Here is a 21465-nt window from a genome sequence, read left to right on the forward strand (position 1 = left end):
ACACCGCCGGAGGATCCCGTGAAGGTTTCGATCGATATCGAATGCACGCCGGAGGAGGCGCGGGCCTTCTTCGGCCTGCCGGATGTCGGCCCGATGCAGCAGGCCCTGATGAAGGATCTGGAGGACCGGATGCGCGCCAATCTCGCGGCGATGGAGCCGGAGGCGCTGTTCAAGACCTGGCTGCCGGCCAGCATGGAGGGTTTTGAGACGCTGCAGCGCGCCTTCTGGCAGAGCATGACCGGCGGCAAGGGAGGCAAGTCCTGAGCGTGCGTGTTTCACGTGAAACACCGGCAGGAGCGCAGGCCGGTCGATGACCACCCGCGACACCATCTTCGCCCCGGCGACCCCTACCGGGCGTGGCGGGGTGGCGGTGCTGCGGATCTCCGGCCCTGGCGCCGGGCCGGCGCTGTCGGCTCTGACCGGCCGCCCCCTGCCCACCCCTCGCCTGGCGACGCTGGCGGAGCTGCGCGACCCGGCTGACGGCGCTCCGCTGGACCGCGGGCTCGCCCTCTGGTTCTCGGGTCCGGCCAGCTACACCGGCGAGGACGTCGTCGAGCTGCATCTCCATGGCGGCCGGGCGGTGACCCGTGGCGTGGTCGAAGCACTGTCCCGGATCGCAGGGCTGCGCCCGGCCGAACCCGGCGAGTTCACCAAGCGCGCCTTCCTGGCTGGCAAGCTCGACCTGACCGAGGCCGAGGCGGTGGCCGACCTGGTCGACGCCGAGACCCGGGCTCAGCGGCTGCAGGCGCTGCGCCAGCTCGGCGGTGCGCTCGGCCAGCTCTATGAGGGCTGGCGGTCGGCGCTGATGCGGGCCCTGGCGATGACCGAGGCGGCGCTCGACTTCCCCGATGAAGGTCTGCCGCCGAATCTGGCCGCGGAGGCTGAGCGGATCGTGGCCGAGGTCTTCGCCGCGGTCGCCGCCCATCTCGACGATGCCGACCGCGGCGAGCGGCTGCGCGAGGGCGTGCACATCGCCATCCTCGGTCCGGTCAATGCCGGCAAGTCCAGCCTGCTGAACGCGTTGGCCCGGCGCGACGCCGCCATCGTCTCCGACCGGCCGGGCACGACGCGAGACGTGGTCGAGGTCGCATTGGACCTGCGTGGCTTTCCCGTGGTGCTGGCTGACACCGCCGGGCTGCGCGACACGGCCGACGAGATCGAGGCCGAGGGCATCCGCCGCTCCCACCGCCGCGCTGCCGAGGCCGACCTGCGACTGGTCATCCGCGATGTCGGCGAGCCGATATCCGCCGACCCGGCGCTCGGTCCCGGGCCGGACACGATCCGCGTCGTCAACAAGATCGACTGCATGCCCGATGCGCCTCGGGCGGCGGACGAGATCGCCCTCTCGGTCCGCACCGGTGCCGGCCTCGATCGGCTGCTCGATGTCCTGGCGCAGGCGGTAGAGCGGCGGCTGACCGGCGACGGCTCCCCGGCCCTCACCCGCGCTCGCCACCGCGCGGCGCTGGAGGATGCGCGCGACGCCCTCGTCCGGGTTCCGTCCGCGCCGCTGCCGGAGCTGGCGGCGGAGGACCTGCGCCTGGCCCTGCGCGCGATCGGCCGCATCACCGGCCGGGTCGATGTCGAGGATATGCTCGACCTGCTGTTCGGCAGCTTCTGCATCGGCAAGTGAACGGAGCCTGGGCTCAGATCGCCCTCGCAACCGTCTCGGCGTCCTCCTTCGAGAAATTGTTGGCGATGGTCAGGCGGCCGCGGAAGGAGGAATCGTCGATAGGTTGCGTTGAGACGAGCCGGCCATCGACACTGATGGCCAGCATGCCGCCTTGATGCTCCCGCAGGATGGGAGCGAGGCGGTCGGGAACGCCGTCCTTGAGCTGGACCACGACTCGATAGTCACCGAATGGCGATGCGAGGACACGGCTCAGAGACGTATCCGCGCTGGTGATCAGCGGCTCGGGATGCAGATAGACAGTGGCCGCGGGTGACGAGAGTGGCTGCAAGCCGGGCCCGGAAGACTGTTCTGCGAGGTGAACCGACAGACCGGCTGGAAAGGTCCGCCTGCTTGGTGAAGGGCCCGGCACGCACCCGCCGATCATAGCCCCGGCGGAGACCCCAAGGATCGTGTGGATTGCCGCCCGGCGCGTCAGTGCAGCGACCTGTTTCACGTGAAACACTCTCCCACATTGGTGATCTTGCGAACTCGCCCCCTTGAAGCGCCGGGGGGTCTATCGGAATAGGCCGCCCTGCAGCGCATCAGCGAGGGAGCGGCTGCGGGGTCCGACACCCAATAGTCGCGCGAGATCCGTGGCCTCGGCGACCGTCATCAGGCCGCTGATCTGCACCCGGCCGCCAAGGATCGGCTCGCGGATGATCGGCGCCGTGATCAGCGTGTCGTCGACCAGAACGGCCAGGATCCGGCCGACATTGGCGGTGGTGGCCCGGGCCAGACGGTCGCGGCCAATCGGTGTCAGAGTTAGCTCGACGACCGGGCTTGCTGAGAATGGATCAGTGCCGAGGGCGGCCGAGGCGATGTCCGAGGTCGACAATACGGCTTCGGGCTGCAGGTAGAGGATCCGGCCGTTGCCCTCGATTCGAGTCAGGCCTGGCGCCGGATTGGTCTCAGCGAAGCGTAGCTGCACATCCGGCGCGGCGACCCGTGCCGCCGACGGACCCTCGATCGGAGCCGCCAGCGCGGCAACGAGGCTTGTGATCGCGACGGCAAGGGTGGAGAGGATGGACAGCATGGGCAATGTCTCCCTTGACCCTGGCGTTCCACGCGAAACAGCGCAGCCAGACGATGCCCGGACGGGATCAGGCGAGCAGGTTGGCCGATCGGCCCTGTTCGGTCAGCACCGCGACGGCCTTCCTGTCGAAGGACACGAAGGTCTCGCCGCCGAGCCAGTTTCCCTCGAAGGCGATCACGCCATCGGCGAAGTCGCCGCCGGCTTCAAATGTGGCTAGGCCGGCCTCGGCCGCGGGCCGGTTGACGACCAGGTTCCTGGTGCCGATGAGGGCGCGCAGGGCAGCGGCGATATCGGATCGACTCAGGCCATAGACCTTCCGGAGCACCCAGACGAACTCACACAGACTTGCGATTGCGACCGCGATCAGTTCGGCGTCTTTCAGCACCTTTGCGGCAGTGCGGGCTTGCCCTGCATCGTCACCGACGACGCTGCGGATGAGGATATTGGTGTCGGCAGTGATCTTCATTCCTCGCCAGCCCATCCGGCAGCGGCAGCCCGGTCGATCTCCTCGATGGTCGCGACCTTCCTGGTCTTGCCGGCGAGAAGCCCGATGAAGTCGTCGATGCTTCCCGTGGTTCGGGCCGCCTTCACCTCGATTCGTCCGTCGGGCAGCTTGTCGACCTCGATCTTCTGGCCGGGCTCCACGCCGAGGTGCCGCAGCAGGTCTTTTCGGAGGGTGACCTGCCCCTTTGCGGTAATCGTCAATGTCGTCATTGCAGCCTCATGAGGCAGTCCTGCTCACAGGTAATGCCAAAACGCCTTACCTTCAAGCCTGCAACTCCAGCCCGCATGTTTCACGTGAAACACCACCGCTTTCGCGTGCCCGCATTTGACCCTGCGGCGTCGCCTCCGTAAAGTCCGCCGCCATGGAACAGTACGATGTCATCGTGGTCGGCGGCGGCCATGCCGGATGCGAGGCGGCGGCGGCCGCGGCGCGGTTCGGCGCGCGCACGGCGCTGGTCACCCAGCGGCGAGAGTCGATCGGCGAGATGTCCTGCAACCCGGCCATCGGCGGCCTGGGCAAGGGCCATCTGGTGCGCGAGATCGATGCGCTGGACGGCGTCATGGGCCGGGTGATCGATCGCGCCGGCATCCAGTTCCGCATCCTCAACCGCAGCAAGGGGCCGGCCGTGCGCGGACCCCGCGCCCAGGCCGACCGCAAGCTGTACCGCCAGGCGATGCAGGCAGTGCTGGCCGAGCAGTCGGATCTCGACCTCGTCGCCGGCTCGGTCGAGGATCTGGTGTTCGATTCGGCGTGCGCCGTCTCCGGCGTGGTGATGGCCGACGGCCGCACCCTGGCGGCCGGGGCCGTGGTGCTGACCACCGGCACCTTCCTCAACGGGCTGATCCATATTGGCGAGGAGCAGCGTCCGGCGGGCCGGGTCGGCGACGCGCCGTCGATCGGCCTGGCCGGGACGCTGCAGCGGCTCGGCCTCACCCTCGGCCGGCTCAAGACCGGCACGCCGCCGCGGCTCGACGGCCGCACCATCGACTGGGCGGCGCTGGAGGAGCAGAAGGGCGACGACCCGCCGGTGCCGTTCTCCGACCTCACCGACCGCATCACCGTGCCGCAGGTCTCCTGCTTCATCACCTACACGACGCCGGCGGCGCATGCGCTGATCCGCGCCAACCTGCACCGGGCGCCGATGTATTCCGGACAGATCGACAGCGTCGGCCCGCGCTACTGCCCCTCGATCGAGGACAAGGTGGTGCGGTTCGCCGACAAGGAGCGGCACCAGATCTTCCTGGAGCCGGAGGGGCTGGACGATCCGACGGTCTACCCCAACGGCATCTCCACCTCCCTGCCCCGCGACGTGCAGGAGGGGCTGGTGCGCGGCATTCCGGGGCTGGAGAAGGCCGTTGTCCTGCGCCCCGGCTATGCCATCGAATACGATTTCGTCGATCCGCGGCAGCTCGACCGGTCGCTGACGCTGCGGGCGGTGCCGCGGCTGTTCCTGGCCGGGCAGATCAACGGCACCACCGGCTATGAGGAGGCAGCGGCCCAGGGGCTGATGGCCGGGCTGAACGCCGCCCGCGCCGTGGCCGGCGACGACCCGCTGCTGCTCGACCGGGCCGAGGCCTATACCGGGGTGATGATCGACGACCTGGTCACCCGCGGCGCGCCCGAGCCCTACCGCATGTTCACCTCGCGCGCCGAATACCGGCTGGTGCTGCGCGCCGACAATGCCGACCAGCGCCTGACCGCCCGCGGCATCGCCGCCGGCTGCGTCGGGGCGGACCGGCAGGATCTGTTCGCTCGCAAGTCCGCGGCGCTGGAGACGGCGCGGCAGCGGATCCGGGCGCTGTCGCTGACCCCGACCGAGGCGCGGCGGCACGGTCTCGCCGTCAACCAGGACGGCGTGCGCCGCGACGGCATGGACCTGCTGCGCTATCCCGGCGTCGACCTGCCAGCCCTCGCCCGCATCTGGCCGGAACTGGCGGAGTGGCCGGAGTCGGTGGCGGAGCAGATCGAGACCGAGGCGAAATACGCCGGCTATCTCGACCGGCAGGAGGCCGACATCCGCGCCTTCCGACGCGATGAGGGGCTGGCTTTGCCGGCGGAGCTGGATTTCGACGCCATCGGCAGCCTGTCGGCCGAGACCCGGCAGATTCTGAAGCGATCGCGGCCGCCGACCCTTGGCGCCGCGGCCCGGCTGCCCGGCGTGACCCCGGCGGCGCTGGTGGCCCTGCTGAAGCATGTCCGGCGCGAAGGGGAGGACCGGCGTGCCATCGCCTGATCAGAGCCGCTTTTCCCATCCCACGTCGTCATTGCGAGTGCAGCGAAGCAATCCAGAGGCGCCACGAACCGGCCTCTGGATTGCTTCGTCGGCTTCGCCTCCTCGCAATGACGGCATTGGGAAGCGGGAGAGGCAGTGCGCTATGCCTTGCCGCTCCGCGTCATGACGGAGGCCTTCGCGTCCGGCCCACTTCCCCCGGATCTCTCGGAAAAACTCGACCGCTACGAGGCGCTGCTGCGGAAGTGGCAGGGGGCGATCAATCTGGTTGCGCCTTCGACCCTGCCCGAGCTGCGGCGCCGGCATTTCGAGGATTCACTGCAGCTGGTGCCGCTGATCCCGGCAGGCGCCAAGGTGCTGGTCGATCTCGGCAGCGGCGCCGGTTTCCCAGGGATGGTGCTGGCGCTGGCGACCGGGCTGGAGACCCATCTGATCGAGAGCGATCAGCGCAAGGCCGAATTCCTGCGCGCCGTTTCACGTGAAACACGGGTGCCGGTGACGGTCCATGCCAAGCGGGTCGAACAGGTCACGCCCTTTCCGGCGGATGTGGTGACCGCCCGCGCCCTGGCCGCCCTGCCCGTCCTGCTTGGCTACGCCTCCCGATTCGCCGGTCCGCACACCGTCGCGCTCTTTCCCAAGGGCCGTGGTGCCGAGGCCGAATTGACCACCCTGCCTGCATCATCGAAGATGACCATAGACCTCCATCCGAGCCGGACCGATCCCGACGCCGTGCTCATCCGCATCGAGGGGTTCGCCCGTGGCTGACGACGCCCACATGACCACCATGAGCCTGGCGGCCGACACGCCCCGGCTCACCCGCACCATCGCCGTCGCCAACCAGAAGGGCGGCGTCGGCAAGACCACCACGGCGATCAACCTGGCCACCGCGCTGGCCGCCGTGCGCAAGCGGGTGTTGGTGATCGACCTCGATCCGCAGGGCAATGCCTCCACCGGCCTGGGCCTGCCACGGGCCAAGCGCGGCGTCGGTTCCTACGACCTGCTGTTCGGCACCACCAATGTAGCCGATTCGGCGGTGTCGACCGAGGTGCCGGGCCTCGACCTGATCCCGGCCTCGGTCGACCTCGCCGGCGCCGAGGTCCAGCTGGTCGAGGCGGTGCGGCGCGAATACCGGCTGCGCAGTGCGCTCAGGCCCCATGCCGACGGCTACGACTATGTGCTGATCGACTGCCCGCCCTCGCTCGGCCTCCTCACCCTCAACGCGCTGACCGCGGCCGATGCCGTGCTGGTGCCGCTGCAATGCGAGTTCTACGCGCTGGAGGGGCTCAGCCACCTGATGCGGACGATCGAGCGCGTCCGCAAGGCCTTCAACCCGGCGCTCGAGATGCAGGGAATCGTGCTGACCATGTATGACCGGCGGAACAACCTTTCCGACATGGTGGCGCGCGACGTGCGCCAGCATCTCGGAGCCAAGGTGTACGAGACGGTGATCCCGCGGAACGTCCGCGTCTCCGAGGCGCCGTCGCATGGCAAGCCGGTCCTGGTCTACGACCTCGCCTCCTCCGGCGCCCAGGCCTATGTCCATCTCGCCTCCGAGATGCTGAAACGCGAAGAGCAGAGGAGCGCGGCATGAGCGCGGCCGAGAGCAGCCATCGCCGCCGCCCCAGCCTGGGCCGGGGCCTCGATGCCCTGTTCGGCGAGGCCGAGGAGGCCGACATCGCTGCCGCCAGCGCAGGTGGAGAGCCGCGGGCGCCGCGCAGCCTGCCGGTCGAGTTCCTGAGCCCCGGCCCGTTCCAGCCCCGACGGAAGTTCGACGAGGCGGAAATGGACCGGCTGGTCGAATCGATCCGCACCCAGGGCGTCCTGCAGCCCCTCCTGGTACGGCCGGTCGAAGGCAAGGCCGACCGCTACCACATCATCGCCGGCGAGCGCCGCTGGCGCGCGGCGCAGAAGGCCAAGCTGCACGAGGTGCCCGTGGTGGTCCGGCCGATGTCGGACCGTGAAGCGCTGCAGATCGCGATCATCGAGAACGTCCAGCGCCAGGACCTGACGGCGCTGGAGGAGGCCGAGGGCTATCAGCGGCTGCTCGCCGAATTCAGCCTGACCCAGGAGGATGTGGCTCAGGCGGTGGGCAAGAGCCGCAGCCACATCGCCAACACGCTGCGCCTGCTCGACCTGCCGGACACGGTGCTGGCGCAGCTCCAGGAGGGCCTGCTGACGGCCGGCCACGCCCGGGCGCTGCTGGGCTGCCCGGACCCGGAGGCGGCCGCGCGAACGGTGATCGCCAAGGGGCTGAACGTCCGCCAGACCGAGCAGCTGGCCCGCGACGCCCGCGAGCAGCCCCCTGCCCCGTCCCGCCCGGCCGCGCGAGACCCGAACATCGTGGCGGTGGAGCAGGACATCGAGACCCGGCTGGGCTTCAAGGTGAAGATCGACACCCGCGACAACACCAGCGGCACGATCCACATCCAGTACAGCAACCTCGACCAGTTCGGCGCTCTGCTGATGCGGCTGCGCGGGACGAAGGGGTAAGGCGGTTCACGGATCCCTTCCCTCCGGATTGTCATGCCCGGGCTTGACCCGGGCATCCAGAGGCTGTCGAGACCCTCTGGATTGCCGGGTCAAGCCCGGCAATGACAGAAAGGGGGTTGGCGTCTATACTCAACCCTTTGAAATATATCAGTTTTTCCGCGCCACGGCCCGGGCGATGCGCAGCAGCGTGGCGGCGCAGACGGTTTCCGGCGGACGGCCGGTGCGCTTGCATTCGGCCTCGGCCTCGATCAGGCGGCGCAGCGCCTCGCCGATCTGGCCCTGATTCCAGCGCCGGGCCTGGCCGCGGATCGCTGCCTTGGCCTTGAAGAACACCGGCGGCCGCAACGCCGCCATGGCCGCGTCCGGCGCGTCGCCGCTGTCGATCATCACCGCCAGCTGGTGCAGCCGCAGGAAGTGGCGCTGCACCGCGCGCAGGATGCCGATCGCCTCGCCGCCCTCGGACAGCAGCCGGTTGAGGGCGCGGTCGAGGGTCGGCAGGTCGCCATCCGCCACCGCCATGGCCAGGTCGTCCAGCGACCGCTCGGTGGCGTCGCCGATGCAGGCACGCACCGCGTCGAGATCGACGCGGCCACCCTCTCCGACATAGGCGATCAGCTTCTCGACCTCGCGACGGGCGATCTGACGGTCGCCGACCAACGACGCGGCCAGCAGCTGCTCGGCCTCGCCATCGGCCGAGACCTTGGCCTCGGCCAGCAGGCGGTGGATGAAGCGGCCGATCGCCTCCTCGTCGGGCATGTAGCAGGCGATCGCGGCGGCGCCGTCCGCCCCCTCCGCCAGCTTGCGCAGGGCCGAGCGCGGCGTCAGCTCGTCCGCCTCCAGCACCACCAGCGTGTCGGTCTCGCCGCCCTTCAGCACGGCTTCCAGCGCCGGCGCGACGGCATCGGACGCGTCACGCACCCGCACCAGGCGGCGGCCGCCGATCAGCGACAGGGCGAAAACCTCGTCGACCAGCCGCGCCGGGTCGCGGCCGATCTCGGCCGAGGCCAGCTCGGCGACGCGGAACGGGTCGGTCGGCGGGTCGATCACGCCGCGGGCCAGCGTGTCGGCATGGTCGCGAACGGCGCCGGCATCCGGGCCGTACAGCAACACCGCGCGGATGCCGGGGTCGGGCCGCCGGACGAAGCTGTCGATCCGGTTCGGCGGCAGCTTCACGGATGCCGGTCGAAATAGAGCGCGAGGCGGGTGCGGATGTCCTCGCCGACCGAACGCAGCGCCCGCTCGCGGGCATCGCGCTCGCCGACCAGGGTCGTGTACTGGTCGGCCAGGATGTTGAAGCTGGTGATCTCGCTGACCGAATCGGAGAAGACCGGCTGGCCGGTCTTGCGGTCGGTCAGCACGAAGCTGGCCGTCATGGTCAGGTTCTTGCGGGTGGTGGTCAGATCGCTGATCAGGTTCACGTCCTGCTGCGATTCGGCGAGAGACACGCCGAGATCATAGGCCGGCTGGGCCGGCCGCCCCTGCGGGTTGAGCATGCGGATCAGCTCGGTCCGCAGGATCTGGCCTGACCGCTCGCCGATGATGCCGACATTGACCTGCCCCAACCGGTCGGACATCGCCGCGCCGACCGAGTTGGTGCCGTAGAGCGGCCTGAGCCCGCAGGCCCCGAGCGCGAGGACCAGGAGCAGCGGCGCTGCGCGTTGAGCCCAGGACTTAGCCGACGACATTGACGATCCTGTTCGGGACGACGATGACCTTGCGAACGGTGCGGCCCTCCAGGGCCCGGGCAACATTGGCGTCGGCCAGCGCGGCCTCGCGCGCCGTCGCCTCGTCCACGTCGCGCGGCAGCACGATGGTGGCGCGCAGCTTGCCGTTGACCTGGACCGCGACCTTGGCGGTGTCGTCGACCAGCAGCGCCGGGTCGGCCTTCGGCCAGGGCGCGTCGGCCAGGAGCCCGTCATGGCCCAGATGCTGCCACAGCGCCTCGCCGACATGCGGCACCATCGGGCCGATCAGCCGGACCACGCCGTCGAAGACCTCGCGCAGGGCCCAGGCCTCGCCCTGCCCCGACCCGTCGATCTTCGCGACCAGGTTGGTCAGCTCGCGGATGCGGGCCACGGCCTTGTTGAAGTGGAACCGCTCCAGATCGTCGCCGACGCCGGCAATGGTCTTGTGCAGCGCCCTGCGCAGCCCTTCGGCCGCCGGGCTGAAGCCGTTCGGCGGCGGCGACCCGGCCGCGGGCAGCGCCACCGGGGCCTCGGTGACCAGCCGCCACAGCTGCTGCAGATAGCGCCAGGCGCCCTCGATGCCGGCCTCGGTCCACTCCATGTCGCGCTCCGGCGGGCTGTCCGACAGGATGAACAGCCGCGCCGCATCAGCGCCGTAGGTGTCGATGATCACCTGCGGATCGACCGTGTTGCGCTTGGACTTCGACATCTTCTCGATGCGGCCGGCGGTGACCGGCGCGCCGGCGGCCAGTGTCGTCCATACGCCCTGGTCGTCGCGGCTGACCTCGGTCGGGTACAGCCAGGCGCCGTGGGCGTCGCGATAGGTCTGGTGCGTGACCATGCCCTGGGTGAACAGCCCGGCGAAGGGCTCGTCGATGCCCAGATAGCCGCAGCGCTTCAGCGCCCGCACGAAGAAGCGCGAATACAGCAGGTGCAGCACCGCATGCTCGATGCCGCCGACATACTGGTCCACGGGCAGCCAGCGGTCGACCGCGGCCCGGTCGAAGGCGCCCTCGGCCCGTGGCGAGCAGAAGCGTGCGAAGTACCAGGAGGATTCGAAGAAGGTGTCGAAGGTGTCGGTCTCACGCCGGGCCTCGCCGCCGCAGCTCGGGCAGGCGACGTGCTTCCAGGTCGGGTGCCGGTCCAGCGGGTTGCCCGGCTGGTCGAAGGTCACGTCCTCCGGCAGGGTCACCGGCAGCTGGTCCTCCGGCACCGGCACGATGCCGCAATGCTCGCAATGGATGATCGGGATCGGGCAGCCCCAGTAGCGCTGGCGCGACACGCCCCAGTCGCGCAGCCGATAGCGCACCGTCCCCTCGCCCGCCTTGCGCTGCTGCAGGGCGGCGATGGCGATGTCCTTGGCCTCGTCCACCGACACCGGGCGATCGGGCGTCAGCGGGCCCAGCTCGTAGGCGAAGGCGCCATCGGCGGCGACCATCGCCTCGGCCATGGTCGCGCCGTCGGGCCGGTCCGCGCCGGCCGGCCACAGCACCGGGATGATCGGCAGGCCATAGGCGCGGGCGAAGTCGAAGTCGCGCTGGTCATGCGCCGGGCAGCCGAAGATGGCGCCGGTGCCGTATTCCATCAGCACGAAATTGGCGACATAGACCGGGACCGTGAGGTTCGGGTCCAGCGGGTGGACCGCGCGCAGCCCGGTGTCGATGCCGCGCTTCTCCTGCGTCTCGATCGCCGCCTCGCTGGTGCCGCTGCGGCGGCATTCGGCGACGAACTCGGCCACCGCCGGGCTGGCGCGGCCGATCTCCTCGGCCAGCGGGTGGTCGGGCGACACGGCGCAGAAGCTGGCGCCGAACAGCGTGTCCGGCCGGGTGGTGAAGATCTCCAGCCCGTCGTCCCTGCCCTGCAGCGGGAAGGTCACCCGGGCGCCGACCGACCGGCCGATCCAGTTCTCCTGCATCAGCCGCACGCGCTCGGGCCAGCGCTCCAGCGTCGGCAGCGCCGCCAGCAGGTCGTCGGCGAATTCGGTGATGCGCAGGAACCACTGGTTCAGGCGGCGCCGCTCGACCGGGGCGCCGGAGCGCCAGCCGCGGCCGTCGATCACCTGCTCATTGGCCAGGACGGTGTTCTCGACCGGGTCCCAGTTGACCCAGGAGTCCTTGCGATAGGCCAGGCCCGCCGCCAGGAAGTCGAGGAACATCTTCTGTTCGTGGCGGTAGTAGTCCGGATGGCAGGTCGCGATCTCGCGGTCCCAGTCCAGCGACAGCCCCATCGACTGCAGCTGGCCGCGCATCGCCGCGATGTTCTCATAGGTCCAGGCGGCCGGATGGGCGCCGCGCTCGATCGCCGCGTTCTCCGCCGGCAGGCCGAAGGCGTCCCAGCCCATCGGGTGCAGCACGTCGAAGCCCAGCGCCCGGCGGTGCCGCGCCACCACGTCGCCCAGCGTGTAGTTGCGGACATGGCCCATATGGATGCGCCCCGACGGGTAGGGGAACATCTCCAGCACATAGTATTTCGGCCGGTCGCCGAGCGTCTCGAGCCGGAAGGTGCCGCGCTCCCGCCACACGGCCTGCCACTGCGCTTCGGTCTCTCGGTGGTTGTAGCGGGACATTTCGGTCTCTGTGCCTGCGAACCCAGGCATTTACAGGGAAAGGGCGCCGGGGATCAATCCCGCGGCGCCCCGCCAAATGAATCTGCCCGCCGCCGGTCGGAAGCGGCCTACTGCGCCGTCTCGGTCTGCAGGCCGGTGATGCGCAGCTGCCGCGCCTTGGTCAGGATGGTGTCCTCGAGCGCGCTGGCCATGGTCGTCGGCGCCGGCGAATCCGCCCAGCCGCCCCGGCCCTGGACCTGGCGGAACACGCTGACCCGGACGCCGTCGGAGCGGAGCTCTCGGCCCAGGATGTAGACGTTCAGCTTGTAGCGCTCACCGGGTGCGTTCGGCGCCGTGTACCAGTCGGTGACGATGGTGCCGCCGAACGGGTCGGCGCTGGTGATCGGCATGAAGGACACGGTGTCGAGGCTGGCGCGCCATAGATAGGCGTTGACGCCGAGCACCGCGCCCTCGCCGAGATCCTTGTTCTGGTCGGCGCCGCCGCCGAAGCTCAGGCCGCCCTCGCCGAAGACGCTCTGGGTCGGGGTCCGCTCGCGGGACGGGCCCAGCTCCGGGGTCGGTCCGACCTTGACCCCATCGTCGGAGGAGCAGGCGGCGAGCGACAGGGCAACCGTCGCCAGGGCGATCAGGACTCTCGGCGGCATGGGCGGGGCCAGATAGAAAAAGGGAGCGGCATGATAGCCGCTCCCTTCTCGAAGGCTAGCTTTTTATCGGTTCGATCAGAACGCGACCGAGACGCCGGTCAGGAACGTCGCCTGTTCCCACGACTTGTCGTCGTTGATGAAGTTGCCCCCGCCGAGATTCTGCTTGCGGAAGTTCTGGATCTCGTAGATCACCTCGGCATAGGTGTTCAGGCCCGGCGCCAGGGTGTAGTTCACGGTCGCGGTGGCAATGTGGTTGTCCTTCAGGTCGAAGGCATCGCCGGCCGCATCCTGGGTCATGTTGTTGTTCTTGTCGGCCCAGGTATAGGCATAGCCGAGACCGAAGTTCAGCGCACCCAGGCTGTAGCCGAGGCCAAGCCCGATGGTGTCGAAGTTCTTGTCGGTCGCACCCGCGCCGAAGCCGCTTGGCGTGCCGACCCAGACGAGGCTGGCGACGATGCCGCCGAAGCCGACCTGAGCGCCGGCACTGTAGGTCTCAAGATCCCAATGCTGGTCGATGCCGTTGGCATAGCTGGCCGTGCCGCGGACCTTGACGCTGGTGCCGTCGAACTCGCCCTCGTAGCCGACGCCGCCGCTGATGGCGTTCTCGTAGATCTGGCCGCCGTCGAACAGGTCGGCGCGGCCCTGGGTGCCGTTGCTGAGGTTCTTGTCGTCGGAGATCACCGGGGTGAAGCCGACGGCGAAGATGAAGCCGCCGATGCTCGGCGACGAGTACTTGATGCTGGTGCTCTTATCCAGGCCCGACTGGTAGGTCGGGTCGAGCGAGAAGAAGTTGCCGCCGCCGTAGCGGTAGTTGCCGTCCAGGCCGTCGCCGTAGCCGCCCTGCGCGTTCAGGATGTCGTCGGGCGCGAAGAAGTAGCCGAAGTCGCCGGCCACCTGCGGCGAGTCGCCGAGGGTGACGGTACCGAACTCACCCTTCAAATAGATATATTGGCGGTCGACCGTGACGTCCTGGCGCCGGTTGACGTTGTTCATACGGATGCGGGCGCCGTATTCCAGCCCGCTGTCGGTGACGTTCTTGAAATCGAACTGCAGACGGCCGTTCGAGTTGAAGTCGTATTCGCGGTCACGCTGGTCGTCGGTGGAGCCGATGATCAGGCCCGCTTCCCAGGCGACGAAACCGCTGATCTTCAGGCTCAGACCGGACGTCACCGGAACATCTTCCGCGAACGCCGGCATCGCCACCAGAGCGGCAGCGGCCAGCGCCGTCCCACCCAGCAGAATCTTCTTCATTCCTACCTCCTAACGCGGCCGAGCGGCCGGATGTCCCTTAGATGTCCCCTCGAAGACGACACCACAGCCAGGGTGCGAATGGCGTCGATCTGCAGGTTATACGGGGCAGCCATGCCGCCCGACAATCCGCAAGTTGCACAGAAGTCACAAAAGCTGGGACGTGTGGTTCCATTGCAACATGCCGCCGGAACAGTCCCGCGGGAAACGAAGCGGCGGTGAGCGATTCGCTAGAACCCAGGTACATTGGGGATTGTCCGGCACCGCGGCGCGACACCCTGCGCCTGTTAAGCCCCTGCGGCGCCAAGCCGCGCTCCGGCTCGTGGCGTTGCAATTGCGCATCGGCGTGCCGGATTGTCGCACTATGACGGCCATCACACCTGCGGACCTTGCCGTCCGCCCGTGCCGCGGGCGTTGCAATCTCCCATCATTGTGCCGGATTCTGGCGGCATGACGACCAACCCACTCGCAGATTCGATCGCATCGCTCCGATCGCGGATCGCGGCCGCCGCCCGGGCCGCCGGCCGCGATCCCGCCGCGGTCACCCTCGTCGCCGTCTCCAAGGTCCAGCCGGAGGACCGCATCGAGGCCGCGCTCGCCGCCGGCCAGCTTGTGTTCGGCGAGAACCGGGTGCAGGAGGCGCATGCCCGCTGGGCCGAGCGCCGCGCGGCTCGGCCGGATCTGCAGCTGCGGCTGGTCGGGCCGCTGCAGACCAACAAGGCCAAGGATGCGGTGCGGCTGTTCGACGTGATCGAGACGGTCGACCGCCCGAAGCTGGCGCGCGGCCTGGCCGAGGCGATGGCGGCGACCGGCCGCACGCTCGACTGCCTGATCCAGGTCAACACCGGCGAGGAGCCGCAGAAGGCCGGCGTGCTGCCGCGCGAGACCGAGGGCCTCTACCGGCTGTGCACCGGGGAATGCGGCCTGACGGTCCGTGGCCTGATGTGCATCCCGCCGGTGGAGGAGCCGCCGGCGCTGCACTTCGCGCTGCTGGCCGACCTGGCCGCGCGGCTCGGCCTGCCGGTGCTGAGCATGGGGATGAGCGACGATTTCGAGACCGCGGTGCGCTATGGCGCCACCCATGTTCGGGTCGGCACCGCCCTGTTCGGCACCCGGGTCCTGCCCCAGCCTAGGGTTGCCTGAGCACCAGCGTGTCGCCGGGCGCAGCCGCTGCCAGCAGCTCGAGCAGGTCGGCCCGGGCGAGGGCGACGCAGCCATCGGTCGGGCCCCAGTCGGGCCGGGCCAGATGGACGAACACGGCGCTGCCCAGGCCGGCGACCGGCGGGTCGTCATTGTGGCCGATCACGATCACCAGGTCGTAGAGCGCGTCGTCGCGCCACATCCGCTCGTGCCGGGCGGGATGGGGCAGGCGGACCGGGCGGTTGTAGGCCGGGTCGGCGGGTTCGTCGCACCAGCCGTCCTCGGGCGCGATCGCGGCGCAGGGCAGGGCGGTCGTGGGGGCGGGGCCGCGGTCCGGCCGGTACAGCACCCGGCGCAGCGGGAACCGCCCGGTCGGCGTCGCCCCGTCGCCTTCGCGCTTGTCCGGCCGCACGCCGCCCTTGCCCAGGGCGCAGGCCCTGCGGCCGGCGCCCCAGTCGATCCATCCCGCCGCCGAGACCACCACCTCCACCGCTTCGCCTCCTCTCGGTCGCCATCGCCGCCGACCGTGCTAGATTGCCCACCCATGGCCATCGCATCCGATACGCCCGACACCAGGAAGCGGCTTCTTCTCGCCTGCGGCAACAGTTCGCTGCGCGCGCTGCTGGGCGAGCAGTTCGCGGCGTCGGCCGATTTCGCAGCCACGGCGGTGGCGGAGGCGGCGGCGGCCGAGGCGGCGGTCGCCGGCGGCGATTTCGCCGCTGCGGTCATCGACGACGCGATCGTCGATGATGAGGCGGGCGGTCCGGCGCCCGAGACGCTGTGCGGCCGGCTGCGCGATTCCGGCCTTGCCGGGCCGATCCTGGCGATCGGCGACCGGGCCGAGCGCTTCGCTGATGCCGATGCGACGCTGCGCCCGCCGATCCGGATCGGCGTGCTGCTGAACAGCCTGCGCGCCGCCCTGGCCCGGCGCGGCCAGGCCCGGCCGGACCCCGATCTCGGCCCCTACCGCTTCGACCCCACCGGCCTGCGCCTGACCCACACGGCCGACGGGCGGGAGATCCGGCTGACCGCCAAGGAGGCGGCGATCCTGCGCCATCTGCGCCGGCAGGACGGCGCCATCGTGCCGCGGGACGCCCTGCTCGACGCCGTCTGGGGATATGCGTCCGGAGTCGCCACACATACGGTGGAGACCCATATCTATCGTCTGCGGCGCAAGATCGAGGCCGACCCGGCGCGGCCGGTGCTGCTGCTGACCGTCCCCGGGGGCTATGCCCTGGGCGGGCAGACGCCGGGCGAGGAGAAAGGGCGGTGAGTCCGGTGATGCATCCTGTGACGGGCGACACAGACACGGGGTCCCGGCCGTGTTTCACCATCAATATGTCGAAAAGACCTTTTTTCTCGACTCGTGCGACTCGGTGCGCGAATGTTCCCTCCGCCGGCGTCCTCGGACGTGACGGATGGTTTCCCGCGCGCCGAGAGTCAGACTGACGCGCCGATGGCGAAAACGAGCGACCTCATGCTCCGGTTCTGGGGTGTTCGCGGCAGCATCGCCTGCCCGGCCTCCTGCAACATGCGCTATGGCGGCAACACCAGCTGCATCGAGATCCGGCGCGGCGACGACCTCCTGGTCATCGACGGCGGCACCGGTCTGCGCGATCTCGGCCACCGGCTGATGGAGGAGGGGCGGCCGGATGTCGACGTCTTCTTCACCCACACCCATTGGGACCATGTCTGCGGCGTGCCGTTCTTCAAGCCGGCCTATGCCAAGGGCCGCAAGGTGCGTTTTTGGGCCGGCCACCTGAAACCGCAGAACAAATCGATCTATTCGGTGTTGTGCGAGACGATGATGGCGCCGCTGTTCCCGGTGCCGATCGGCGTTTTCCAGGACTGCGAGTATCACGATTTCGACTGTGGCACCCCGATGGAGCCCTTCCCGGGCATCAAGCTCAGCACCTGCTGGCTCAACCACCCGAACCTCGCCTGCGGCTACCGCATCGATGTCGGGGGCAAGAGCATCTGCATCATCACCGACACCGAGCATCGGCCGGAGGGGGTGGACCAGGTCATCGCCGATTTCGTTCGCGGCGCCGACATCATGGTGTATGACGCCATGTTCACGGATGAGGAGTATCCGAGATTTGTCGGCTGGGGCCATTCGACCTGGCAGGAGGCACTCAAGCTCGCGGATGCGGCTGATGTCGGCCGGGTCGTGCTGTTCCACCACGATCCCAATCACGATGACGCGTTCCTGGACCGGATCGCGGATGCCGCGGACCGCCGGCGTCCCGGGACGCTGGTCGCGCATGAAGGCATGACGTTGCACCCTTGAGTACCGTACCTCCTGATTTCGGCCGCCGCCTGCGACGCTGGCGCCTCGGCCTCGCCACGCTGTTCGGCCGCCAGCCGAAGGGCTTCTTCATCCCCTGCAGCTATGCCGACGAGGTGCCGGACACGCTCCTGCCCTATGCCGGGCACGAGGCGCTGTTTCGCGCCTCCGAGCCGGTGTTCCAGGCCGTGCTCGACGTCATCGACGGCTATCGCGACGGGCTGCTGGCGATCGGCGCGACCGAGCGCGACTCGCCGCCGCCGCAGCCGCGCTGGAACCAGGGCTGGTTCGCCCGCCTCGACGCCGCCGCGGCCTATGCCATGGTGCGGGCGCGGCAGCCCGCGCGGATCGTCGAGGTCGGGTCCGGCCATTCCACCCGTTTCATGATCCGGGCGGCGGTCGACGGCGACCTGGCGATGGAGTTCACCGCCATCGACCCGGCACCGCGGGCCAGCATTGCCGAGCTCGGCATCACCCATCTCGAGCAGACGGTGCAGGAGGCCGGGGTCGAGCCGTATCGCGACCTGGCCGAAGGCGACATCCTGTTCATCGATTCAAGCCACATCGCCATGCCCGGCACGGATGTGGACTTCCTGGTCAACCAGGTGCTGCCTTGCCTGGCGCCGGGCGTGCTGGTGCACATCCACGACATCTGCCTGCCCGACCCATATCCCGATGAATGGGGCTGGCGCGGCTACAACGAGCAGCAGGTGGTGGCGGCGCTGCTGACCGGCGCCGGCTTCAAGCCGGTCTTCGCCAGCCACTACGCGGCGACGCGCATGGCCGAGGCGGTGTCCCGCACCGTGATCGGCCAGCTGCCGTTGCGCGACGGCACGCCCGAGACCAGCCTGTGGCTGGAGAAGGCCTCACAGCCGTTGGCGTATCTCTGAGCGCATCCGCGGGACCTTTCAGCGTCGCGATTCAGCCAACGACGCGGCGATATCGGCGATCGATCGGAACAGTACGAGCGGGTCGTCTCTCGAGGGCAGGAAGCCCCGTCGTCGCCAGAAAGCCGCGGCTTCATCGTCGATGGCCCTGACCATGAGCGCGCGGCCTCCGATGAGCGCCGCTGCCGCCACGCAGCGTTCGAGGGCATGCTTCAACAGGCCCGTGCCGATGCCGCGTCCGGCCCAGCCGGTGTCGGTCGCGAGTTGGCCGAGCAGCAAGCACGGCACGGGATCGGGCGGCTGGCCGGTGCGGATGGATCGGGGCAGCAGGTTTGGAACGACCGCAGTCGGCGCGAGGCCGTAATAGCCGACGACCCGGCCCGCCTCGTGGACCACCATGACGGCGGTGAAGCCCTTCTCCTGATTGGCGAGCGCCCGGGTCCTGAGCCAATGGTCGAGCCCGGGCTTGCCGCAGGAGAATTCGGATAGGTCGTGGACGGCGGTCAGCGGTTCGGGGGCCGAGAGGGGCAAGGGTCAGCGCTTCGCGACGTCGCCCGGCTCCCACGGCGCGGGTCGCCTCATCAGCTCCACCATCTCGGGCACCGGGCCGGCCGGCGCGGACAGAGCCGCCATGAAATCGGTGAAACCCTCCGGCGTCATGCGGATCAGCCGGTTCTCCATCAGCACATCCTCGGCGGCGCGGACGGCTGCATCGCGCACGAAATCCGTGCGCGACCGGCCGCGAAGGCCGGCGGCGCGATCGATCATCGCGATGTCGGCCTCCGGCAGGCGCATCGAGATCGGGTGTTCCTTGCGCTCGGCTTTGTTCGTCATCGGCATCTCCTGCCACAATCTAGCCGTCTGTAGCGCAAATTGCAATACAAGCTGTTCGGCCTACCGATACGGGTCCGCGGCGTCGCGCAGGCCGTCGCCGAAGAACTGGAAGGCCAGCACCACGATGATCACCGGCAGCACCGGCATCAGCAGCCAGGGGTAGAGCGCGACGACGTTGATGTTCTGCGCCTCGTTCAGCAGCACGCCCCAGCTGGTGACCGGGGGCCTGAGGCCGAGATTGAGGAAGCTCAGCGCCGTCTCGCCCAGGATCATGCCCGGGATGGTCAGGGTGGCCGAGGCGATCAGGTGGCTCATGAAGCTCGGCAGCAGGTGGCGGAAGATGATCCGCCGCGGCCGCGCGCCCATCAGCTGGGCCGCGACGCAGAAATCCTCCTCGCGCAACGCCAGCAGCTTCGACCTCACCGACCGGGCCAGGCCGGTCCATTCCACCAGGCCGAGGATGATGGTGATGCCCAGGAACACCAGGATCGGGCTCCAGGTCACCGGCAGGGACGCCGACAGGGCCATCCACAGCGGCAGTTGCGGGAAGCTCTGGATCACCTCGATCAGCCGGTTGACGACGTTGTCGATCCAGCCGCCGTAATAGCCGGCCAGGCCGCCGATGGTGATGCCGAGGATGAAGCTGACGGTGATGCCGATCAGCCCGACGGTCAGCGAGATCCGGGCGCCGTAGAGGATGCGGCTCAGCATGTCGCGGCCCAGCCGGTCGGTGCCGAACAGGAAGAAGGTGCCGTGCTCGGGCGGGCAGACCAGGTGCAGGTCGGCCTCGAACATCCCCCAGAACCGGTAGCCGTCGCCGCGGCAGAAGAAGCGCAGCGGCTGCGGCTGCGACCGGTCCTCGGTGTAGACCCGCCGCATCGATTCCATGTCGAGCGAGTACTGGTAGCTGTAGACATAGGGGCCGACGAAGCTGCCCTCGTGGAAGAACCGCACCTGCTGCGGCGGCGCGTAGATGTGGCCGGTGTGCCGGCTGTCCAGCCCGTAAGGCGCCAGGAACTCGCTGACCAGGATCGAGAGATAGGCCAGCAGCAGCACCACGCCGGAGATCGCGGCCAGGCGGTGGCGCTTCAGCTTCCACCACATGATCCGCCACTGCGACGCAAGGAAATAGCGCTCCTGCTGCGGCGTCAGCGGCGCCTCCAGGTAGGGATCCCAGGGTGCCGGGTTGACGTAGTGCTGGGGCTCGCGGGGGATGTCGCTCATTTCACGGCTCCTCCCGACAGCCGGATGCGCGGATCCAGCACCGCCAGCGCCAGGTCCGAGACCAGCGTGCCGATCACCGTCAGCACCGCCAGCCACAGCACGAAGGAGCCGGCGAGGTACATGTCCTGGCTCTGCAGCGCCGACAGCAGCAGCGGGCCTGCGGTCGGCAGGCTCAGCACCACCGAAACGATGGTGGCGCCGGAGATGAGGTGCGGCAGGATGTTGCCGATATCGGCGATGAACGGGTTCAGCGCCATGCGCAGCGGGTATTTCAACAGCGCCCGGCGCCGCCTCATGCCCTTGGCCAGGGCGGTGACGTAGTACTGCTTCTGCAGCTCGTCCAGCAGGTTGGCGCGCAGCCGCCGGATCATCGCCGCAGTGCCGGAGGTGCCGATCACGATCACCGGCACCCAGAGATGCTCGAGCACCGAGACGAACTTGGCCCAGCTCATCGGCTGGTCCAGGTATTTTGGATCCATCAGCCCGCCGATCGAGATGCCGAACCACTGGTTGGCCAGGTACAGCAGCACCAGGGCCAGCAGGAAGTTCGGCGTCGCCAGGCCGAGGAACCCCAGGAAGGTCAGTCCGTAGTCGCCGACGCTGTACTGGTGGGTGGCCGAATAGATCCCGATCGGGAACGACACCACCCAGATGAAGATCGTGGTGGCGAGGGTCAGCAGGATGGTCAGGAACATGCGGTCGCCGACCACGGCGGTCACCTGCATGTTGTACTCGAACGACCAGCCGAAATCGCCGCGCAGGCAGTTGCCCAGCCAGGCCAGGTACTGCAGCAGGAAGGGCTGGTCGAGCCCGTAGTTCTCCCGCAGGAACTGCATCTGGTTGGGGTCCAGCGATTCGCCGCGGCTGCGCAGCTCGTTGACCATGGTGGTCAGGTAGTCGCCGGGCGGCAGCTGGATGATGGCGAAGCTGATGAAGCTGATCGCGAGCAGGGTCGGGATCATCACCAGGATGCGCCGGGCGATGTAGCTCAGCATGTCATCCTCGCCCGTGCCATGGCCGTCC

24 protein-coding genes are annotated in these 21465 nt (G+C 69.1%); 10 read left to right on the forward strand and 14 right to left on the reverse strand.

What is annotated here, in order from left to right; genetic code table 11:
• Positions 1 to 18 precede the first annotated feature (18 nt).
• A complete protein-coding gene (locus tag QFZ27_RS04780) occupies positions 19 to 264 on the forward strand; it encodes a DUF6489 family protein (protein WP_429224947.1) in 246 nt (81 codons plus the stop codon).
• A 46-nt stretch (positions 265 to 310) separates the two neighbouring features.
• Positions 311 to 1630, forward strand: coding sequence for a tRNA uridine-5-carboxymethylaminomethyl(34) synthesis GTPase MnmE (mnmE, locus tag QFZ27_RS04785; protein WP_429224948.1), 1320 nt, complete (start codon positions 311 to 313; stop codon positions 1628 to 1630).
• Positions 1631 to 1643: 13 nt separating this feature from the next.
• Here mnmE and QFZ27_RS04790 read toward each other — a convergent pair whose 3' ends face one another.
• From QFZ27_RS04790 to QFZ27_RS04805, 4 genes are all read right to left on the reverse strand, one after another.
• Entirely contained in the window at positions 1644 to 2123 is a 480-nt protein-coding gene (locus QFZ27_RS04790; RefSeq protein ID WP_429224949.1) for a preprotein translocase subunit SecD family protein, read from the reverse strand.
• A 60-nt stretch (positions 2124 to 2183) separates the two neighbouring features.
• Positions 2184 to 2702, reverse strand: coding sequence for a SecDF P1 head subdomain-containing protein (locus QFZ27_RS04795; RefSeq protein ID WP_429224950.1), 519 nt, complete (start codon positions 2700 to 2702; stop codon positions 2184 to 2186).
• A gap of 67 nt (positions 2703 to 2769) precedes the next feature.
• Positions 2770 to 3168 carry a type II toxin-antitoxin system VapC family toxin gene (locus QFZ27_RS04800; protein WP_429224951.1) on the reverse strand — a complete coding sequence of 133 codons (399 nt, stop codon included), beginning with the start codon at positions 3166 to 3168 and terminating at the stop codon, positions 2770 to 2772.
• Positions 3165 to 3416 carry an AbrB/MazE/SpoVT family DNA-binding domain-containing protein gene (locus tag QFZ27_RS04805; RefSeq protein ID WP_429224952.1) on the reverse strand — a complete coding sequence of 84 codons (252 nt, stop codon included), beginning with the start codon at positions 3414 to 3416 and terminating at the stop codon, positions 3165 to 3167. The genes QFZ27_RS04800 and QFZ27_RS04805 overlap by 4 nt, the downstream gene beginning before the upstream one ends.
• Before the next feature lie 152 nt (positions 3417 to 3568).
• Here QFZ27_RS04805 and mnmG point away from each other — a divergent pair, with 152 nt between their 5' ends.
• The 4 genes from mnmG to QFZ27_RS04825 all read left to right on the forward strand — a co-directional run bounded on the left by mnmG (position 3569) and on the right by QFZ27_RS04825 (position 7927).
• On the forward strand, positions 3569 to 5440 hold the full coding sequence (mnmG, locus tag QFZ27_RS04810; RefSeq protein ID WP_429224953.1) for a tRNA uridine-5-carboxymethylaminomethyl(34) synthesis enzyme MnmG: 1872 nt from the start codon (positions 3569 to 3571) through the stop codon (positions 5438 to 5440).
• A 135-nt stretch (positions 5441 to 5575) separates the two neighbouring features.
• Positions 5576 to 6202 carry a 16S rRNA (guanine(527)-N(7))-methyltransferase RsmG gene (gene rsmG / locus QFZ27_RS04815; protein WP_429224954.1) on the forward strand — a complete coding sequence of 209 codons (627 nt, stop codon included), beginning with the start codon at positions 5576 to 5578 and terminating at the stop codon, positions 6200 to 6202.
• 19 nt (positions 6203 to 6221) lie between these two features.
• On the forward strand, positions 6222 to 7028 hold the full coding sequence (locus QFZ27_RS04820) for a ParA family protein (RefSeq protein ID WP_429232416.1): 807 nt from the start codon (positions 6222 to 6224) through the stop codon (positions 7026 to 7028).
• Complete coding sequence (locus tag QFZ27_RS04825) at positions 7025 to 7927, forward strand: ParB/RepB/Spo0J family partition protein (protein ID WP_429224955.1); 903 nt, start codon at positions 7025 to 7027, stop codon at positions 7925 to 7927. Before QFZ27_RS04820 ends, QFZ27_RS04825 begins: the two co-directional genes overlap by 4 nt.
• Before the next feature lie 147 nt (positions 7928 to 8074).
• On the opposite strand, the gene holA is transcribed toward QFZ27_RS04825, so the two are convergent.
• From holA to QFZ27_RS04850, 5 genes are all read right to left on the reverse strand, one after another.
• Positions 8075 to 9100: a DNA polymerase III subunit delta gene (holA, locus tag QFZ27_RS04830; protein WP_429224956.1), complete on the reverse strand. Its 1026-nt coding sequence runs from the start codon at positions 9098 to 9100 to the stop codon at positions 8075 to 8077.
• Positions 9097 to 9612, reverse strand: a complete 516-nt coding sequence (gene lptE / locus QFZ27_RS04835) for an LPS assembly lipoprotein LptE (protein WP_429224957.1) — start codon at positions 9610 to 9612, stop codon at positions 9097 to 9099. The genes holA and lptE overlap by 4 nt, the downstream gene beginning before the upstream one ends.
• Positions 9599 to 12178, reverse strand: coding sequence for a leucine--tRNA ligase (gene leuS / locus QFZ27_RS04840; RefSeq protein ID WP_429224958.1), 2580 nt, complete (start codon positions 12176 to 12178; stop codon positions 9599 to 9601). The genes lptE and leuS overlap by 14 nt, the downstream gene beginning before the upstream one ends.
• A 107-nt stretch (positions 12179 to 12285) precedes the next feature.
• A complete protein-coding gene (locus QFZ27_RS04845; protein ID WP_429224959.1) occupies positions 12286 to 12822 on the reverse strand; it encodes a DUF3576 domain-containing protein in 537 nt (178 codons plus the stop codon).
• 75 nt (positions 12823 to 12897) lie between these two features.
• Positions 12898 to 14073, reverse strand: a complete 1176-nt coding sequence (locus QFZ27_RS04850; protein ID WP_429224960.1) for a porin — start codon at positions 14071 to 14073, stop codon at positions 12898 to 12900.
• 447 nt (positions 14074 to 14520) lie between these two features.
• Here QFZ27_RS04850 and QFZ27_RS04855 point away from each other — a divergent pair, with 447 nt between their 5' ends.
• Positions 14521 to 15213, forward strand: coding sequence for a YggS family pyridoxal phosphate-dependent enzyme (locus tag QFZ27_RS04855; protein WP_429224961.1), 693 nt, complete (start codon positions 14521 to 14523; stop codon positions 15211 to 15213).
• Here QFZ27_RS04855 and QFZ27_RS04860 read toward each other — a convergent pair.
• The gene (locus tag QFZ27_RS04860; protein ID WP_429224962.1) at positions 15200 to 15700 is read right to left on the reverse strand and encodes a L,D-transpeptidase family protein; all 501 of its coding nucleotides are present in this window, start codon (positions 15698 to 15700) and stop codon (positions 15200 to 15202) included. The genes QFZ27_RS04855 and QFZ27_RS04860 overlap by 14 nt on opposite strands.
• Positions 15701 to 15754: 54 nt before the next feature.
• Between QFZ27_RS04860 and QFZ27_RS04865 the strand changes: the two genes are divergently transcribed.
• From QFZ27_RS04865 to QFZ27_RS04875, 3 genes are all read left to right on the forward strand, one after another.
• Positions 15755 to 16483 carry a winged helix-turn-helix domain-containing protein gene (locus QFZ27_RS04865; protein WP_429224963.1) on the forward strand — a complete coding sequence of 243 codons (729 nt, stop codon included), beginning with the start codon at positions 15755 to 15757 and terminating at the stop codon, positions 16481 to 16483.
• Positions 16484 to 16687: 204 nt separating this feature from the next.
• Entirely contained in the window at positions 16688 to 17500 is an 813-nt protein-coding gene (locus QFZ27_RS04870; protein WP_429224964.1) for an MBL fold metallo-hydrolase, read from the forward strand.
• Positions 17497 to 18387: a class I SAM-dependent methyltransferase gene (locus QFZ27_RS04875; protein WP_429224965.1), complete on the forward strand. Its 891-nt coding sequence runs from the start codon at positions 17497 to 17499 to the stop codon at positions 18385 to 18387. The genes QFZ27_RS04870 and QFZ27_RS04875 overlap by 4 nt, the downstream gene beginning before the upstream one ends.
• Before the next feature lie 18 nt (positions 18388 to 18405).
• Here the strand turns inward: QFZ27_RS04875 and QFZ27_RS04880 are convergent, their stop codons facing one another.
• Genes QFZ27_RS04880 through QFZ27_RS04895 form a run of 4 tightly spaced genes read right to left on the reverse strand, consistent with a single transcriptional unit; the run spans position 18406 to position 21437 of the window.
• Positions 18406 to 18915 carry a GNAT family N-acetyltransferase gene (locus tag QFZ27_RS04880; RefSeq protein WP_429224966.1) on the reverse strand — a complete coding sequence of 170 codons (510 nt, stop codon included), beginning with the start codon at positions 18913 to 18915 and terminating at the stop codon, positions 18406 to 18408.
• A 3-nt stretch (positions 18916 to 18918) separates the two neighbouring features.
• Entirely contained in the window at positions 18919 to 19218 is a 300-nt protein-coding gene (locus QFZ27_RS04885; protein WP_429224967.1) for a type II toxin-antitoxin system TacA family antitoxin, read from the reverse strand.
• Between the two features lie 60 nt (positions 19219 to 19278).
• Positions 19279 to 20442 (reverse strand): ABC transporter permease, encoded by a 1164-nt coding sequence (locus tag QFZ27_RS04890; protein WP_429224968.1) that lies wholly within the window; start codon positions 20440 to 20442, stop codon positions 19279 to 19281.
• Positions 20439 to 21437, reverse strand: coding sequence for an ABC transporter permease (locus QFZ27_RS04895; protein WP_429224969.1), 999 nt, complete (start codon positions 21435 to 21437; stop codon positions 20439 to 20441). The genes QFZ27_RS04890 and QFZ27_RS04895 overlap by 4 nt, the downstream gene beginning before the upstream one ends.
• Positions 21438 to 21465 lie beyond the last annotated feature (28 nt).

Source organism: Inquilinus ginsengisoli (genome assembly GCF_050434925.1).
Classification (GTDB): Bacteria; Pseudomonadota; Alphaproteobacteria; order DSM-16000; family Inquilinaceae; genus Inquilinus; species Inquilinus ginsengisoli_B.

Coding starts and splice junctions, on each gene's coding strand:
- mnmE (WP_429224948.1), top strand. CDS start 311: ATGACCACCCGCGACACCATCTTCGCCCCGGCGACCCCTACCGGGCGT.
- QFZ27_RS04795 (WP_429224950.1), bottom strand. CDS start 2,702: ATGCTGTCCATCCTCTCCACCCTTGCCGTCGCGATCACAAGCCTCGTT.
- QFZ27_RS04800 (WP_429224951.1), bottom strand. CDS start 3,168: ATGAAGATCACTGCCGACACCAATATCCTCATCCGCAGCGTCGTCGGT.
- QFZ27_RS04805 (WP_429224952.1), bottom strand. CDS start 3,416: ATGACGACATTGACGATTACCGCAAAGGGGCAGGTCACCCTCCGAAAA.
- mnmG (WP_429224953.1), top strand. CDS start 3,569: ATGGAACAGTACGATGTCATCGTGGTCGGCGGCGGCCATGCCGGATGC.
- QFZ27_RS04820 (WP_429232416.1), top strand. CDS start 6,222: ATGAGCCTGGCGGCCGACACGCCCCGGCTCACCCGCACCATCGCCGTC.
- QFZ27_RS04825 (WP_429224955.1), top strand. CDS start 7,025: ATGAGCGCGGCCGAGAGCAGCCATCGCCGCCGCCCCAGCCTGGGCCGG.
- lptE (WP_429224957.1), bottom strand. CDS start 9,612: ATGTCGTCGGCTAAGTCCTGGGCTCAACGCGCAGCGCCGCTGCTCCTG.
- leuS (WP_429224958.1), bottom strand. CDS start 12,178: ATGTCCCGCTACAACCACCGAGAGACCGAAGCGCAGTGGCAGGCCGTG.
- QFZ27_RS04845 (WP_429224959.1), bottom strand. CDS start 12,822: ATGCCGCCGAGAGTCCTGATCGCCCTGGCGACGGTTGCCCTGTCGCTC.
- QFZ27_RS04850 (WP_429224960.1), bottom strand. CDS start 14,073: ATGAAGAAGATTCTGCTGGGTGGGACGGCGCTGGCCGCTGCCGCTCTG.
- QFZ27_RS04855 (WP_429224961.1), top strand. CDS start 14,521: ATGACGACCAACCCACTCGCAGATTCGATCGCATCGCTCCGATCGCGG.
- QFZ27_RS04865 (WP_429224963.1), top strand. CDS start 15,755: ATGGCCATCGCATCCGATACGCCCGACACCAGGAAGCGGCTTCTTCTC.
- QFZ27_RS04870 (WP_429224964.1), top strand. CDS start 16,688: ATGCTCCGGTTCTGGGGTGTTCGCGGCAGCATCGCCTGCCCGGCCTCC.
- QFZ27_RS04885 (WP_429224967.1), bottom strand. CDS start 19,218: ATGACGAACAAAGCCGAGCGCAAGGAACACCCGATCTCGATGCGCCTG.
- QFZ27_RS04890 (WP_429224968.1), bottom strand. CDS start 20,442: ATGAGCGACATCCCCCGCGAGCCCCAGCACTACGTCAACCCGGCACCC.
- QFZ27_RS04895 (WP_429224969.1), bottom strand. CDS start 21,437: ATGCTGAGCTACATCGCCCGGCGCATCCTGGTGATGATCCCGACCCTG.